We start from the raw sequence: 16874 nt of genomic DNA on the forward strand, positions 1-16874 counted from the left end.
AGAACTAGTATCGTATTAAATTATGATATTAGTTCTTTTTGTTTATCCAAAATCTACTTGATCTAGCATCTGTTCTCGTGACTCTTGATCTAGTCCCAAGTAAGCTAAAGTCATTTGTTGACTACTATGATTCAATAATCTCATAACCAAAGCAATATTATAGTTTGATTGAATATAGACTCGATAGGCACCAGTTTTTCTCATAGTGTGCGTCCCCAAATAATTAATATTAAGTAGGTCACCAGTTTTAGACATAACCTTGTAAAACTGTTTTTCAGATACATGGCGATCAGGTCGTTGCATTGATGGAAAGAGCCATTCAGATTTAATATGATTTTCTAAAAGCCAAGTTTGATAAATCAAGAGATCACGTTTAATGGGCTTTAAATATAAAGTATTTGGTTTACCCGTTTTTTTATCGTGAATATAAGCATTTTTTCTAATGTCATCATAGTCATCGAAAACATCACTATACTTTAAAGCCATCACATCTGAGACTCGTAACAAGGTTGCTTTACCAGTTTGGAAAATCGTATAGTTGCGACGACCGTATTTAAAATTACGAAGAAGGGTATTTTTAACTTCATTTAGCACATTGGTGTCTTTTATTGGCAAAACTAACTGTTTCATAGGTCCTCCAAAGTGGGTACTATTTTTTAGTATATTATATAAATAGACCCTATCAATATATTGTAATTTTTTAGGACTGATACGTCAATGTTTTACAGGGGCTATTTCTTACAAATAACCCCTGTTTTTGATGAAAAAGGCCCAATTTTGCGAATATTGATTCTAATGTCAAGTTCGTTTTTAAAACGGATAAGTGTAAGTCTCGTCTTCATAGAATACGTCTCTCAGCATATAGCCGTTTTCACAACTATTAAGGAGCAATCTACTATTACGGATAGCATCAATCGAATATTTGGTGTTATAATTTGGAAATCAAATAGCAATTATTTAATAAGGATAAAACAATGGCAGCAAAAAAAATTGATTCAATAGATGCGAGTAAGAATTTTAATAAACTTGCAGATGAGGTAATTGATAATCAAGAAGCTTTGATCATTAACAGACCAAATAAACAAAACGTAGTCCTCATATCAGAACAGGAATATCGATTTTGGCAAGAGAATCTCTATGTATTGGGAAATAGTACCAACCGAAAATATCTTGAGGAATCCTTGCAGCAACTAAAAAATAATCAAATTAAAACTTTTTCTATGGAAGAATGGAAAAAGTTGACTGATGAGGAATAAGATATTGCTTTCAAATTCCATATCATTTATAATATTGTTCAAAGACAAGGGAGTAACTTGCAGAAGTTAACCTGTGGCAAAATCGTCAGCAAGACCTAACGGTCTGGTTTTGTCTTAATTAGTGAGACTTGTACGCTTATTAAGTGTGCAGGTCTTTTTTTATACCAGAATAAGAGGAGGGTTTTTATTGAAAGCACGTGATTACGCATTAGATGAAGCAACGTTATTAAAGCAGTTTGATACTACTAAAGAGGGGTTATCCGACCAAGAGGCGAAAGCACGGTTAGACAAGAACGGTTCTAATACGCTGGCTCAAGGTAAACGTAAGAATCTGTTCCAACGTTTTCTCTATCAATTCAAAGATTTTATGATCATTGTTTTACTGATTGCTGCCTTTGTCTCAGGTGTCTTGGCAAAGGAGTGGGCTGATGCTGGGTTAATTCTGGCCGTAGTTATTATCAATGCTATCTTCGGTGTTTTCCAAGAATCCAAGGCTGAGGAAGCTATCGACGCCTTGAAAGAAATGTCGACCCCAGAAGCACATGTCAAACGTGGCGGTGAATTAGAAACCATCAGTAGTGAAGATCTAGTTACTGGTGATTTGGTTTTACTCGAAGCTGGAGATGTAGTTCCGGCCGATATTCGTTTACTGGACTCAGCTTCAATGAAAATTGAGGAATCAGCCTTAACTGGTGAATCGGTTCCGGTAGAGAAATCAGCCAACATTTTAACCAATGAGGATATTCCTCTTGGCGACCGTAAGAACATGGCTTACATGAATAGTAACGTAACTTATGGCCGTGGTACTGGTATCGTTGTTGGAACTGGAATGAACACTCAAGTCGGACAGATTGCCGGGATGATCAATTCCGCTGAAGAAACTAGTACACCTTTACAAGATAATTTGAACTCACTAGGTAAGGTTTTAACTTGGTTAATTTTAGCCATCGCAGCCATCATCTTTGCCGTGGGTATTTTCAATAATCCTGAAGGACTGCCAATGAATGAATTGGTCATCAATATGTTATTAGTCGCTATCTCATTGGCGGTCGCCGCTATTCCTGAAGGTTTGCCGGCAATCGTTACTATTATCTTGGCACTTGGAACGACCCGCATGTCAAAACGGAAGGCCTTAGTACGAAAATTACCGGCTGTTGAAACATTAGGTAGCACGGATATTGTAGCTTCTGATAAAACTGGTACTTTGACTCAAAATAAGATGACTGTTGAAAAAGTTTATCAATACGGTCAGTTACAAGATGCTTCACTTGATATTTCTGGTTCTGACAAAGTTCTCCAAATCATGACTTTCGCCAATGATACTAAGATTCAAAATGACGGTGTCTTACTTGGTGATCCAACTGAAACAGCCTTAGTCCAGTTTGGATTTGATCATAATTATCAAGTTGAAGAGGAATTAAAAAAAGAACCCCGAATAGCTGAAGTTCCCTTTGATTCAGAACGCAAACTGATGTCAACAATTCATGAATTGAATAATGGTAAATTTTTAGTAGCTGTCAAAGGTGCTCCTGACATGTTGTTACAACGTGTAAGTCATATTCAAGCAACACCTGATGACATTCGTGATTTTAACGACAACGATAAAAATGAGATTCTCCACCAGAATAAAACTATGGCCACAAAGGCTCTTAGAGTTCTAGCCATGGGTTATAAAATAATTGATCAGATCCCAGTGGAAGTAAATTCTGAAACAATCGAACATGATTTGACTTTTGCTGGATTGATCGGAATGATTGACCCCGAACGTCCTGAAGCTGCCAAAGCTGTGGCGGATGCTAAGAGTGCAGGGATTCGACCATTAATGATTACTGGTGATCATCAAGATACTGCGGAAGCTATTGCTGGACGCTTAGGAATTATTAAACCTGGTGATGACGATGCTGTTATCACTGGCGCGCAATTGGATCAAATGAGTGATGCCGAATTTGCCAAAAAGGTTGGTCAATATTCAGTTTATGCTCGTGTTTCTCCAGAACATAAAGTTAGGATCGTCAATGCCTGGCAAAAGAAAGGTAAAGTCGTAGCTATGACTGGTGACGGTGTTAATGATGCTCCGGCCTTGAAATCAGCTGATATTGGAATTGGAATGGGTATTACCGGAACAGAAGTTTCCAAAGGTGCTTCCGATATGGTATTAGCCGACGATAACTTTGCGACAATCATTGTGGCCGTTGAAGAGGGACGGAAAGTCTTCTCAAATATTCAAAAATCGATTCAATATCTCTTATCAGCTAACTTGGGTGAAGTCTTAACTCTATTCATGATGACTTTGCTTGGTTGGGATATTCTCTTACCAGTTCAATTACTCTGGATCAACTTGGCAACCGATACTTTTCCAGCGATTGCTTTAGGAGTTGAACCAACTGAACCTGGTATTATGAAACGTAAACCACGTGGTAGAAAATCGAGTTTCTTGAGTGGCGGAATTGGTTCTTCCATCATCTATCAAGGAATCCTTGAAGGCTTGATCACACTTGGCGTCTATGGCCTAGCTATTCTGTTCCCAGTTCACACTGGAAATGCCGCTATGCACGCCGATGCTCTAACAATGGCTTATGCAACTTTAGCCTTGATTCAATTGTTCCACGCATTCAATGTTAAATCTACTTATCAATCAATCTTCAAAGTACATCCTTTTAGGAACAAAGTCTTTAATATTGGAGTGGCTGCATCATTTATCATGGTAGCCGCAACTATTCTTATCCCTGGATTTAACAGTTTGTTCCACGTAACTGAACTAAATCTATTACAATGGAGTATTGTCCTTGGAGCTGGTTTATTGATGATTCTAATCGTTGAAATCGTTAAGTTCTTCCAACGTCGCAACACTAAAGTTTAACTTTCTAGGTAAAATAATAAGGCTCCTATGCTAATTGATTAGATTAAAAATCCAATTAGTATTAGGGGTCTTATTTTTATATTATGCATTATCAGCTAAAATACCTTTTTGAATTATCTTCTGACGTTCATTTAAAGTTTCGATATTCTTCCGAAAATTTCTTTTAAACATGCCAGCGTAAATACAATTCAAGAGAAATTCAAAACCAACTTGAGATGAAAAAGGTGAAATCTTAGCATAGTCTAATTCGTTGTTATCAGTAATTAGACTATATGTTGCAAATCTTAATAAGTCGGTTTGAGGATTACCAGTTAACAAAATTATTGGAACATGCTGTGATTTCAAATATTCCATTATCTTAGTGTAATGCTTCATCATTCCACCATAGGAAATAAACAGGGCACAGTCATTTACGGTCAAGTTAGTAGTGTTCCAGGCCTCCTCACGATACTCCTCTGGTATAATTGCAATTTTATTTAGCTTTACCAATTTATTTTGAAAGTATCTGGCTAATATTTGTGAATCACCCTGGCCATAGATCATGATCTTATCGGCTTTTAAAAGGCAGTCACATATTTGAGAAAGCTTCTGTGTATCTAATTGCGCTACTGTTTCCGTAATCGTATTCTGAGTCAAGTTTGCTAAGGTTTCAGTAATTTCTTTATCGGTTGATTTCTCGTCAAAGGGAAAATTATTGTCAATTTGCTGATCTTGGTTTGATTTCAATATTGACGCCTTTATAAGGGCATTTTTAAATTCTCGATAACCCTTAAAGTGTAATTTTTGAGCCAATCTAATAATAGCCGAGTGCGAAGTATATGTAGACTCAGCTAGTTCGGTTATTGTTAAGTTCGGTATTGATTCCAAATTTTTCAAAATAAAATCAACAATTCTTTTATCGGTCTCCGTAAAATCAGTAGTTTGTTTTAATAATTGAATTACTGACATATATTCCTCCCAAATTAAACATTATGTTTGTCAAATTACTATTTATTAAACTTACTTTAAACATTAACTCCATTTTATACTAAAACTATTAATAAAATTAATTGTTTTTGCGATACTATTCCTTGATGAAACAAAAAGTTATTTGAGGGAGAAATAAATATGAGTAATTTATCAGGAAAAACAGCCATTATTACTGGAGCAAGTTCCGGCTTTGGTAAAGGTACAGCTTTAGCTTTCGCTAAGGCAGGATGTGACTTAATACTAACGGGGTTTAACGATGAAAAATTGCATCAAGTAGTTCTTGAATGTGAACAGTTCGGAGTTGAAGTGGTTTCTTATGCTGGCGATATTAAAGATGAACAAACAGCCATCAAAACCATTGATCTAGCAATGGAAAACTTTGGACATATTGATATTTTGATTAATAATGCTGGGATTGGTAGAACCTTGTCGATTGAAGATACCAGTATGAGTGACTTTGACTTAGTCATGAATACCAATGTTAGAGGTGCCTTTGCCTTCACAAAACAAGTAGTACCTAAAATGAAAAAAACCCATGATGGTCAAATAATTATGGTATCATCAGTGACTGGAATTAAAGGACATTCAGACGAATCTGCCTATACTTGTAGTAAATTTGCTTTACGAGGTTTAGCCCAAGCCTTAGATCGTGAATTGCTTGATGATGGTATTAAAACTTGTGTCATCTGTCCTCATGCCGGTGCCACAAACTTTGAAGTTGGATATGGTCGTACAAAAGCGGGCGTAAAACAATCAGGCTTTTTAACACCTGAAGACGTTGGACAAGCAATGGTAAGTATTTGTTCTCAACCAAAAAATTCCAGAATTGTCGAAGTAAGATTAGCATCTAATAACGTCAAATACTAAGAGGTAATTTTATATGACTAAAAGTGAACTAGAAAAATTGGATAACGGTGAATGGTATTGTTTCAAAGATGCTGAAGTAGTTCAGAGAAAAGCCATCGCCGCACAACTTTGTCAGGAATTCAATGAAATTCCGGCAACCGATCCTGATAAACAGACCGATAAAATCAAAGAAATTTTTGGATCATATGGCAAAAATATTTCCGTTCAAAGTCGCTTTAACTGTGATTATGGTCAAAACATTCACGTTGGCGATAATTTTTTAAGTAACTATAATCTCACAATTCTAGACGTGGCTCCAGTTAATATCGGCAATGATGTTATGATTGGACCTAATGTAGATATCTATACGGTAAATCATCCTATGAGTGCTCAAGGTAGACGTGATTCTTTGGGTAAAGGTTTTCCTGTTACAATTGGCAATGATGTCTGGATTGGTGGTAAATCGTCAATCATGCCTGGAGTGACGATTGGTAATAATGTGGTTATTGCTGGTGGAGCAGTCGTTACCAAAGATATACCTGATAACGTCCTAGTTGGTGGCGTACCAGCAAAAATAATTAAAAATTTAAAAGGATGAAACTAATTGGTTTCATCCTTTTTGATGTCATATAAATGTTTAAAAACTAATTGAATTTTAAATTTATTATTATCCGTTTGTAATTTAACTCGTCCACCCAAGGTAGTAACTAAAGACTGCACGATGCTAAGGCCCAAACCAACACTCTGATTGGCTCGCGAATCATCTGCAGTATAAAACCTATTTAATAAGAGGGCACTGTTAGAGATCTTTTCATAAGTAATATTCTCAAAAGTTATGATTATTATCTTGTTAGTTTTAGTAAGTTCAACCGTCATTTCAGCAGTAGCATATTTAATAACATTACCAATAAGATTTTGAAAAATTCTACGAAACATCATTTCATCACTGATTACAAAGACTTTTGGATCGATGCTCATTTTGACGTGAATTTTTTTATTGGTTAGTTGATCATAATAGTTAAATAATTCTTCCTGCAAGACATCTGATAAGTTGAACTTTTTCAGATTGAGATTCTTATCTTTTTCCTGAATTAAATTAAAATCCATTAAATAATGCAAATAGTAATTAACTGAATCAAGATTATTTTGGACTCGCTGTAAATCCTGGCGCTGTTTACCAGTACTAGTTTGATTTAGTAATTGCACATATCCCATTGAAACTGTTAACGGGGTTTTAATATCATGTGTCAAATTTGTTAACATTCGATTGAATTGTTTGTTCTGAGTTTCTTGCCGCTCTTTTAAGAGATGCATCTTATTCAGATTAAAATTACAGGCCCAAGCTAATCGCTTAATAATAGGAAAACTAGTACTAGTAGTCACTTCACCATTAGTATCATTTTGATTGATATAGTTGAGATCCTTAGTGATTCGGATAATATCGTGAACAATCAAAAGCAGTATTACTAAGATGAACAAACTGATAATTGTCAGAAATAATAACATATTTCCAGATCCTTTCAGACAAATCTAATTCCAATACCCCAAATCGAAACCAGATAGTCTTTTCCAGTGGCGTTCAGCAACTTGTGACGCAGATTGCTGATATGAACGTTTAGAGTATTGTCAGAGCCGTCAAGGTATTCCTCGTGCCAAACCACTTGAAATAATTGACTCTTTTCAAAAACCTGATGGGGATGCGCCAATAAGATTTGTAACAATCTGAATTCCTTTTTTGAGAGAATTAGTTCTTTAGTGGCAGCAATGACTTCATGGGTTTGATTATTCAAACTAACATCTTCATATTGCAGTAAATTATCAGGTTTGATAGTTGACTGATTACGCAATTGTACTTGAATTCGAGCTTGTAGTTCATCAACATCAAATGGCTTAGTCAAATAATCATTAGCTCCTTCATTCAACAGATCAACAGTTTTAGTTTTACTTTGAATGGCAGTTAAAACAATGATTGGTACTTGTGATTGCTGGCGAATAAACTTTAGAACACTTTCACCATTTATTTGAGGCAACATTAAATCCAAAATGATCAAATCTGGGTTACAGTTCTTGTATTCATTAATCCCTGTAACTCCATCGACAGCTTTAAAAATCAAATAGTTAGTCGATAAAACATCAAAAAGTAATGATTGGATATCCTCATTATCTTCAATAATCAATATTTTTGAATTCATGCCCTCACCCCACTTGATAAATTAATCTTATCCTATTACTGACTTTGGTTCTGTATATTTAATAATTAATTAATGTTTAGTTATAAGATGAATTAATAACTGTTAGCTAAAATATTAAGTAAAGAGAGGGGAAGAGGACAATGACAAAAAACATTTTAGCAGTAAATAATATTAGTAAAAATTTTGGGAAATTCAAGGCCATCGATAACGTTAGCTTTTCTTTACAAAAAGGGGACATTTATGGTCTGATTGGTTCCAATGGTGCTGGTAAAACGACTATTATGCGCTTGATTACACAATTATCACCTCTAAAAGTAGGTACGATTTCTTTATTTGATAAAAGCATCAATCAACAGGCATTACGTCACGTTGGTTCTGTCATTGAGACTCCAGCAGCCTTTGATAAATTGACAGTTAAACAAAATCTTAAATTAATTGCTATCCAACGTGGTATTAATAATCAAGATAAGGTCAAACAGATTATTAAATTTGTTGGTCTCACTAAAAAGGTTAATACCAAAGCCAAGAATCTGTCCTTAGGACAAAAGCAACGTTTGGGTTTAGCAATCGCTATTTTACCGGAACCAGATCTCTTAATTTTAGATGAACCAATCAATGGATTAGATCCATCAGGTATTATTGAATTCCGTAGTTTACTACTAAAACTAAACCAAGAAAAGCAAATCACGATTCTGATCTCCAGTCACATTTTAACTGAGCTTTATCAAGTTTCGACTCGCTTTGGTTTCATCTACAATGGTCGCCTGATTAAAGAAATAACTAAAGAGGAATTGGATAAAGTCAATCGTTCAGGACTTTTAGTAACAGTCGACAATGTTGCTAAGGCTGCTCAAATAATTGATACTGAATTTCAAAATAAATTTACAGTTATTGATGATCAGAGACTTCTGATTCACTCTTTGGACATTGATTCTTCTGAACTAAACAAACACTTAGTAATGAACAATGTGTCGGTTATCAGCATGACCAAACAGGAAAGATCACTAGAGGATTACTATACTAACTTGATTGGAGGTCAGGAAAATGCTTAATCAATTAAGAACTGATTTCTATCGTCTGAGTCATACTTGGGGAATTTATATAACTTTTGCTTGTACTATTCTTTATGCTGCTATGATTGTCATAAATAACGTAGTGGGTGGCATTATGGTAACTGGAGATTCGATGGCTAAATTGAATTCCAATGACATTTGGACTCTAAAGAATGGGTTAAACGCCGCAACATTATCATCAAGTTTATTAGTTTATCTATTTATAGGAATTTTTGTTATCACTATTGGTTATGAATTCAGTCAAAAGACTTATAAGAATACGCTGGTCTCCGGAATTACTCGTTCACAATTTATTATCTCTAAATATCTGGTTATGTTGATCAATATTTTTCTCCTAACGCTAATCTATTTTATTACCAGTATCGTTAGTGGTCTGATATGTAATAGAAGTGTCGGAACTAGCTGGAGCAATCTTTTATCACAAACAATTAATAATTCTATTGTAATTGCATTTTTCATCAGCATTGTTTTTGGAATCGCGATTCTAGTTTTACTTTTAACGTCATCCAATGTTGCCGGTTCAATTTTTATCGTGGTTTTCCCAGTCATTATCAGTGTCCTAAATAACATCGCTAATTGGACGTGGCTGAAGTATATTGATTTCTTCAGTGCTGCTATGAAAATCAGTTTAAAGTTGGTTACTAATGGTCAGTTATGGAATTATGTAATTGTTAGTTTTGTAGTTCTTTTAGCTACAATTATTACATCTACCATAGTTATTAAGAATAAGGAGTTGTAAGGTCAACATTGCTCTTTCTCAAGGGCATATTGGATTAATCAATCCGGCTGGATTTGGTGGATTCTAATAAAAATATTTACTTTTGAAACCAAGAGTAACAATCAAAAAATGATTGTTACTCTTTTTTGCATTAATTTGTATCTAAAAAAACTTTGCCTTGATATACTTGCCAATGAATTATGGAGGTACCCAATGGGGAAAGATTATTCAAATGAAGTGTTTTCATTAATTGATGAAATGTACGAAGACGTTAAGAATAAAAGTAATGATCCTGATATACTGAGAGTTTTATTGAAAGCAGCTAAAGCCTTTAATAAAGGAATGTATCCGCCAATTGTGGCCGCCAAAACCGTAAATGGTATAACGATTCAAATCTTGTTGAAGAAACCACAGTTAGGTGATTTATTTGGGAAAGATTATAATCGATTGACTATGATAGCACGAGAAGGGGGATATAAATGGGGGCCAACGGGAATTGGTGATCTTAGAATTCAATTCGAATAGAATCAAATCAATAAAGGGAGATTCATATGAAGACTAGAGATAATTCCAATAATTTTCAATCCGTAATAATTTTTATGCTTATTTGGTTAATAATGAACTCAATTACAAATTTCTTCTGGAAACTTGAACTAACCGATAATAAGACACTCCTGATGATTTTATTGGCAATATTGGAAAATAGTACTTTTCAAAAATACAAATTTTATCATACCCAGAAAAATCTTATTGCATTTCTCTTGTCATCCACAGCTCTTATTGCAATACTGCTTGTCATTGGAACACGTGTAATGTGAAAATAGAAAATATTCCAACCAAATGAGCTATGGAGACCCAACTTTATCAGGATATACCTTTCCATCTTTGTTTAATTATTTGTAATTACTACTCATATAATACTGTAATATAAGTACTAAATGAGTATCTTGTACTGAGGAGATGTCCTTATGATGGAAAAACAAAATGACTCAACTAAAAAAGCTCGCATTCAAATTCAAGTCGATCAAAATCTCAAAAATAACGCTGAAGAAGTTTTGAATAATTTGGGGATGACACCAACCTCTGCCATCACAATGTTGTTTAAACGTATTGTTGCAACTGATTCTTATCCAGTTAATTTAACATTGACTGAAAGAGAAAGAGCTGGCAATGAGTTGTTAAATACTATTGATAAACTACCCGTCCATAAGATAACTTCTAAAGAAGAAGCTTTAAAATGGTTAGATAGTGATTCTGAAGATGAATAGAAATGATGTAGCAACAATGTATATTGGCTTTGAAAACAATTCTGGTGGTAAAAGACGTCCAGTATTGGTCTTGAAGGATAATTGCAATTATTTAAAATAACCTCTAAATACCAGAACAAATCAGATAACATCAAAAAGCTATACTATAAGATCACTGATTGGTATGAGGCCGGTTGTTATCAGCAACCATATATTGATATTGAAAAATTAGTATCCTTAGATAGGGGGCTCATTACTGAAATTACCAAAATCGGTAAATTGACTACCCGTGATATTAAGGGACTAAACATATTTATTAAAAACTATACTAATTCCATTTCCAAGAATTGATCAGACAAAAAAGATAGCTAAATGGCTATCTTTTTTATTTGAAAAATTATTATTTAATCGGCGAAACACCATTAACGACATATTTAACCGTTTCTCCCTTAGAGGCAGCGATAACATTTTTAGCTACAATAGTGGCCATGGCATTGCGTGCTTCGACAGTCGCATTACCTAAATGTGGTGTCAAAACAACATTCTTCATAACCTTTAATTGATCAGCTACTTCTGGCTCGTGTTCATAAACATCCAAAGCAGCACCAGCAATCACGTGATTAGATAAAGCATTGGCCAAAGCCACTTCATCAATGATTGGACCACGGGCAGCATTGATCAAAAATGCCGTTGATTTCATTTGCGCAAATTCCTTAATTCCTAAAAGATGCTTAGTATCAGCGTTCAAAGGGATGTGAATTGAAACTACATCAGATTTTTCTAAAAGCTCTGCTTGCGAAACATATTTAGCACCCAGTTCTGTTTCTAAACTGACAGGCAAACGATGTCTTTGCGTATAAAGAATTGGCATATCAAAAGCGTGCATTCTTTTGGCAACTGCTTGGCCAATTTGTCCCATCCCAATAATACCTAAAGTTTTACCTGATAATTCATGGCCTAAAAAGAATAGGGGAGCCCAACCATTAAATCCAGTTGTTCTCATTAAATGGTCACCTTCAGCAATCCGATGAAATAAAGCAATGATTAACCCTGTTGTCGATTCAGCGGTTGAAACTGTAGAAACTTTTGGTGTATTCGTTACAGGGATGCCCAATTGCCGTGCATAATCAGTATCCACATTATTAGTACCAGCACCAAAGTTAGCAATCAACTTCAATTTAGGCGCATGATCAAGAATGTCACGATCAACAGTGGTCGAGAGTGGAGTAATCAAATAATCCGCATCAGAAACATTTTTCTTTAACGTATTAGCATCGATCAATCCCTTACCATTGTAAGATTCAATTGTTAGATCAGTTGCTTGAAGTAGTTGGTCAGCTTGTGCTGGAATTTTACCAGCAATATATACTTTTACCATTAATAAAAGACCCACCTTAATATTAGTTATTTAATTAAGTATGGTTCATCCAACATGTCATAGCAAGCGTTTGAATTTTGAAAGGATTAACTTTCTAACTAGTGCAGTATAATGGTAGACTTTAGGCAAGATAAGCGTTGGGGGAATGCAAATTGGTAGAAAATAATAATTTAAATATAAAATCTGGTTTGAATACAGACCAAGTGAATCAACGAATCAAAAATAAACAGACTAATAAAGTTAAAGAGAGTAATTCTAAGAGCACTTTGCAAATAATTACTAGCAATTCGTTTACTTTCTTTAACTTTATCTTTTTGCTATTGGCAATTCTCTTGGTGTTGGTTGAAGCTTATAAGGATCTGACTTTTCTACCAGTTATCATTCTCAATACTTTTATATCAATTTTCCAAGAGTTACGTTCTAAGAGAACTTTAGCCAAGCTCCAAGTGTTGCACGCTGAAAAAAGTTCTGTTATTCGAAATGGGACTGAAATCCAATTACCCACTGATGATTTAGCTTTAGATGATATAATCCATCTCAATGCTGGTTCACAGATACCTGCTGATGCTAAACTAATTGCCGGTAAGATTCGAGTTAATGAGGCCTTACTTACCGGAGAAGCTGATGAGGTAACCAAAGAAATTGATGCTGAACTATTATCAGGTAGTTTTGTCGTCAATGGTGATGGGTTCGCACAGCTTAATAAAGTTGGTTCAGAATCATATATTTCTCAACTATCTTCCAAGGCCAAAACAATTGGAACAACTGAAGAGTCGGCCATGCTGAAATCACTCAACAAGTTGATTCGTTTGGTCGGAATTATCTTGATTCCTTTGGGATTAGCCTTGTTTTATCAAAGTTACTTTATGAATGGCAATACGCTCAAGTCCAGTATCGTTTCTATGGAAGCTGCTTTAATTGGTATGATTCCAGAAGGACTATATTTACTAACAACTGTGGCCTTAGCTTTGAGTGCCATGCGATTAGCCAAGAAAGAAGTGCTTTTGCATAGTTTAAAGAGCATTGAAACTTTGGCTCGAGTAAGTGTCCTTTGTGTTGATAAAACCGGTACAATCACTGAAAATAAAATGGTCGTTCAAGATGTCATCAAAGCTCACGCAAGTTCTTTATCAGAAAAAACTCAATTGAATTTGATTAGTGACTTCTGTAATAATTTTCCTGGCGATAATAGTACGATGAAAGCTATGAAGGATTACTTTACTAATGAGTCAACTACCAATGCGGATGATATCATACCGTTCAGTTCAGCTTGGAAGTTTAGTAGTGCCAAATTCAATGACACAACTTACATTTTTGGTGCTCCAGAAATGGTTTTACGGGATGATTTCGAAAAATATCAACCTGAATTTGCTGATTATCCCAAACAAGGCTATCGAGTCTTAGTTTTTGGTAAATATATCGGTGCCAGTTTAACCGAACCAAAGTTAGTTGCTCCGGTCCAACCAATCGCATTTATCTTAATTAGAAATCCAGTTAGAACAAGTGCCCCAAAGACTTTCAAATATTTTGATAAACAAAATGTTAAAATTAAAGTCATTTCTGGGGATGATCCAGTAACTGTTTCCAGCATTTCTAAAGAAGCCAAAATAAAAGGGGCAGAGAATTATATTGATGCTTCCAAGTTAGAGCCATCTGACTATAAAGAAGCCTTACAAAAATATACTGTCTTTGGTAGAGTAACCCCAGATCAGAAACAATCATTTGTTCAAGCGCTTCAAGAATTAGATGAAACCGTTGCGATGACGGGTGACGGTGTCAATGACATTTTGGCTATGAAAGAAGCTGATTGTAGTATTGCCATGGCCTCTGGAAACGACGCCACAATGCATGCTGCTCAGATGGTCCTACTAGATTCTGACTTTTCAAAGATGCCTCAGATCGTTGAGGAAGGACGGCAAGTCGTTAACAACGTAGAACGTTCTGCCAGTTTGTTCTTAGTTAAAAATATTTTCTCACTCACAATGACTTTATTGACGTTGATTTTTGCCGTAAATTATCCTTTAGCACCATCACATATTACTTTGATAAGTTTATATACGATTGGGATCCCTTCATTCTTATTAGCTCTGGAAACCAATCATCATCAAATTAAGGGCCATTTTCTCAGCAATATTATGCAGCAGTCTATTCCTGGTGGAATTACCGATACAGTCGTAGTTGCAACGATTGTCTTTACGGGAAAGCTATTCAATCTTAAACAAGATAATATCTCTACGGCTACTGTTTTAATAATGTCAGCTGTTGGATTTCTGGTTTTGTACCGATTAAGTCGACCTTTGAATGTATTTCGAAATATCATCCTCTGGGGTTGTATTGTTGGAATAATCATTACAGCTATTTTCTTTGGTAATCTCTTTGGAATCACGAAGATATCAGCAATAGCAATAGGTTACGCCGCTATTTTATTCCTGACCGCTGATTCAGTTCTAAATCATCTGACCAATATTGTGAACACCATTTTCAAAAAACTTAAATTAGGATAAATCTGTTGCATACGGTAGGGGTATAGCAGCATACAGAAATAGTAATTTTTCTAAATTCTTTTCTGCACTATAATAAACTCAACAATACAAAAGGTCGTTAAGGAGAACATATGAATAAGACAGAAATTACAAACTTTACATTAAATGATGGTAATAAAATTCCTTCATTTGGTTTCGGAACTTTTCAAATTCCCGCTGACGGTTCAACGTATAAGGCCGTTAGTGATGCTTTGAAATTAGGTTATCGTCATATTGATACCGCTGTTGCTTACTTTAATGAACAAGAAGTAGGGCAGGCCATTAAGGAAAGTGGTGTTCCTCGTGATCAAATTTGGGTTACTTCTAAGATCTGGCTACAAGATTACGCATATGAAGATGCTAAAAAATCAATTGCTACTTCACTAGAAAAATTAGGCTTAGATTATATGGACCTTTACTTGATCCATCAACCTTATGGTAAAGTGGATGAGGCTTGGAAAGCTTTGGAAGAAGCTAAAGCAGCGGGCAAAATTCGTTCGATCGGTGTTTCGAATATGACACCTAAACTTTGGAATAAGTTTGTTCCAAAATTTGCTACAATGCCTAGTGTCAATCAGATTGAATTTAATCCTTATTTCCAACAAAAGGAGCTTCGTCAAATCTTAGCCAAAGCTCACGTTGCCTTGGAAGCCTGGGCACCACTTGGTCAAGGTAATAAGGAATTATTTAAAGAACCAACTCTTAATGAACTTGCTGAGAAATACCAAAAAGATGTTGGTCAAATCATTCTTCGCTTTGAACACCAAGAGGGCATTATTGTCTTTCCTAAATCAGTCCATGAAAGTCGAATTGAATCCAACAAAAACATTTTCGATTTTGAATTAACTTCTGATGAAATGGATGCTATTAGAGCCTTAGATACGAATGGTAAGGGAATGCATAATCCTGATACACCAGGTACTGGGGATATGTTGCTTAAAGCCTTTGATGTTCATGCTAATGACTAACCATTAAGACAAAATACAAATGAATAATTCTTTATTTAAAATCAAAATCCCACATTAACTAAAATTAGTTAATGTGGGATTTTATTGTTCTCTATAATAGTAAAAACAAAAAACTAGCCAAATAGAAAACAAAATGTGTAATCCCAATTTTCTATAGAAAGACATTGGAATTTTTAAAACGGTAAGCTTGGTAAGCCTCTCTCAAAAATTCAGGAGTATGGTCATATTGAAATTTAGCCAATTCTTCAATGGTTAAACAATTTTCGTCCTCAATCCACTCTTTGAATATTCCCATCATCCCATATGAATGGTATTTAATATTATTTATTTGTTGTGGGGTGATTGCTTGACCAGAAAAACTTTCTACCGCCTCAGTGGCCGATTGGATGTTAAATTTTTGAATATATTGGTCAATTGAATTCTGAGAATGTTGATTGTAGGTCTTTTGATAAAATATCCGCCGTTGATTGATCTGTTTTAGATTGACAATAATACTTTCCACCGAATATTTAGGTGCTTGATCAACATATACCTGGGAAAAGTCATAAAGAAAGGTCCAAGCAACTAATTCGTATTTGTCATGAAAGTGATAATAGAACGTTTGAGGGATGGTATGACATCTTTTACATAACTCTGTAATGCGAACCTTATCCATCGGCATTGTTTTTAGCATTTCTTCTAATTGTTGAGCAAATAATAATTGAGTTTGATTTTTTAGAGCCAATATTCTCTCCTTATTTATATATATAAGTATTTATCTCTAGTTTTTATATATTTTATCACTTTCATCTAGTGTACAAAACCAATCCATCCCTTATATTGTTCATTACACATTACAAAAGGAG

The 16874-nt window shown here is 34.9% G+C and carries 16 protein-coding genes; 10 read left to right on the forward strand and 6 right to left on the reverse strand.

What is annotated here, in order from left to right:
* Nucleotides 1-42: 42 nt before the first annotated feature.
* Nucleotides 43-630, reverse strand: coding sequence for a site-specific integrase (locus IV57_RS02090; RefSeq protein ID WP_057879832.1), 588 nt, complete (start codon nucleotides 628-630; stop codon nucleotides 43-45).
* Nucleotides 631-974: 344 nt separating this feature from the next.
* On the opposite strand from IV57_RS02090, the gene IV57_RS02095 reads away from it, so the two are divergent.
* Nucleotides 975-1256 (forward strand): type II toxin-antitoxin system Phd/YefM family antitoxin, encoded by a 282-nt coding sequence (locus tag IV57_RS02095; protein WP_057879833.1) that lies wholly within the window; start codon nucleotides 975-977, stop codon nucleotides 1254-1256.
* A 187-nt stretch (nucleotides 1257-1443) separates the two neighbouring features.
* Nucleotides 1444-4116, forward strand: a complete 2673-nt coding sequence (locus IV57_RS02100; protein WP_057879834.1) for a cation-translocating P-type ATPase — start codon at nucleotides 1444-1446, stop codon at nucleotides 4114-4116.
* A gap of 81 nt (nucleotides 4117-4197) precedes the next feature.
* On the opposite strand, the gene IV57_RS02105 is transcribed toward IV57_RS02100, so the two are convergent.
* Nucleotides 4198-5064 (reverse strand): MurR/RpiR family transcriptional regulator, encoded by an 867-nt coding sequence (locus IV57_RS02105; protein ID WP_057879835.1) that lies wholly within the window; start codon nucleotides 5062-5064, stop codon nucleotides 4198-4200.
* Between the two features lie 159 nt (nucleotides 5065-5223).
* Here IV57_RS02105 and IV57_RS02110 point away from each other — a divergent pair, with 159 nt between their 5' ends.
* A complete protein-coding gene (locus IV57_RS02110) occupies nucleotides 5224-5952 on the forward strand; it encodes an SDR family oxidoreductase (RefSeq protein ID WP_057879836.1) in 729 nt (242 codons plus the stop codon).
* 13 nt (nucleotides 5953-5965) lie between these two features.
* Nucleotides 5966-6529 (forward strand): sugar O-acetyltransferase, encoded by a 564-nt coding sequence (locus tag IV57_RS02115; RefSeq protein WP_057879837.1) that lies wholly within the window; start codon nucleotides 5966-5968, stop codon nucleotides 6527-6529.
* A gap of 2 nt (nucleotides 6530-6531) precedes the next feature.
* Here the strand turns inward: IV57_RS02115 and IV57_RS02120 are convergent, their stop codons facing one another.
* A complete protein-coding gene (locus IV57_RS02120) occupies nucleotides 6532-7437 on the reverse strand; it encodes a sensor histidine kinase (RefSeq protein WP_057879838.1) in 906 nt (301 codons plus the stop codon).
* A gap of 14 nt (nucleotides 7438-7451) precedes the next feature.
* Entirely contained in the window at nucleotides 7452-8123 is a 672-nt protein-coding gene (locus tag IV57_RS02125) for a response regulator transcription factor (RefSeq protein WP_057879839.1), read from the reverse strand.
* A gap of 140 nt (nucleotides 8124-8263) precedes the next feature.
* Here IV57_RS02125 and IV57_RS02130 point away from each other — a divergent pair, with 140 nt between their 5' ends.
* From IV57_RS02130 to IV57_RS02150, 4 genes are all read left to right on the forward strand, one after another.
* On the forward strand, nucleotides 8264-9175 hold the full coding sequence (locus tag IV57_RS02130) for an ABC transporter ATP-binding protein (RefSeq protein WP_057879840.1): 912 nt from the start codon (nucleotides 8264-8266) through the stop codon (nucleotides 9173-9175).
* Nucleotides 9168-9935, forward strand: coding sequence for an ABC transporter permease (locus IV57_RS12940; RefSeq protein WP_083488864.1), 768 nt, complete (start codon nucleotides 9168-9170; stop codon nucleotides 9933-9935). The genes IV57_RS02130 and IV57_RS12940 overlap by 8 nt, the downstream gene beginning before the upstream one ends.
* 192 nt (nucleotides 9936-10127) lie before the next feature.
* Nucleotides 10128-10439 (forward strand): bacteriocin immunity family protein, encoded by a 312-nt coding sequence (locus IV57_RS02140; protein ID WP_057879841.1) that lies wholly within the window; start codon nucleotides 10128-10130, stop codon nucleotides 10437-10439.
* A gap of 443 nt (nucleotides 10440-10882) precedes the next feature.
* Nucleotides 10883-11182 (forward strand): type II toxin-antitoxin system RelB/DinJ family antitoxin, encoded by a 300-nt coding sequence (locus IV57_RS02150; RefSeq protein WP_057879843.1) that lies wholly within the window; start codon nucleotides 10883-10885, stop codon nucleotides 11180-11182.
* A 379-nt stretch (nucleotides 11183-11561) separates the two neighbouring features.
* Here IV57_RS02150 and IV57_RS02160 read toward each other — a convergent pair whose 3' ends face one another.
* On the reverse strand, nucleotides 11562-12539 hold the full coding sequence (locus IV57_RS02160; protein ID WP_057879845.1) for a 2-hydroxyacid dehydrogenase family protein: 978 nt from the start codon (nucleotides 12537-12539) through the stop codon (nucleotides 11562-11564).
* Nucleotides 12540-12691: 152 nt separating this feature from the next.
* Between IV57_RS02160 and IV57_RS02165 the strand changes: the two genes are divergently transcribed.
* Nucleotides 12692-15043 (forward strand): HAD-IC family P-type ATPase, encoded by a 2352-nt coding sequence (locus IV57_RS02165; protein WP_057879846.1) that lies wholly within the window; start codon nucleotides 12692-12694, stop codon nucleotides 15041-15043.
* 110 nt (nucleotides 15044-15153) lie between these two features.
* Nucleotides 15154-16029 carry an aldo/keto reductase gene (locus tag IV57_RS02170; RefSeq protein WP_057879847.1) on the forward strand — a complete coding sequence of 292 codons (876 nt, stop codon included), beginning with the start codon at nucleotides 15154-15156 and terminating at the stop codon, nucleotides 16027-16029.
* A gap of 151 nt (nucleotides 16030-16180) precedes the next feature.
* On the opposite strand, the gene IV57_RS02175 is transcribed toward IV57_RS02170, so the two are convergent.
* On the reverse strand, nucleotides 16181-16753 hold the full coding sequence (locus tag IV57_RS02175) for a TetR/AcrR family transcriptional regulator C-terminal domain-containing protein (protein WP_057879848.1): 573 nt from the start codon (nucleotides 16751-16753) through the stop codon (nucleotides 16181-16183).
* Between the last annotated feature and the right edge of the window lie 121 nt (nucleotides 16754-16874).

Origin of the sequence: Companilactobacillus kimchiensis (assembly GCF_001438805.1) — a bacterium.
Classification (GTDB): domain Bacteria; phylum Bacillota; class Bacilli; order Lactobacillales; family Lactobacillaceae; genus Companilactobacillus; species Companilactobacillus kimchiensis.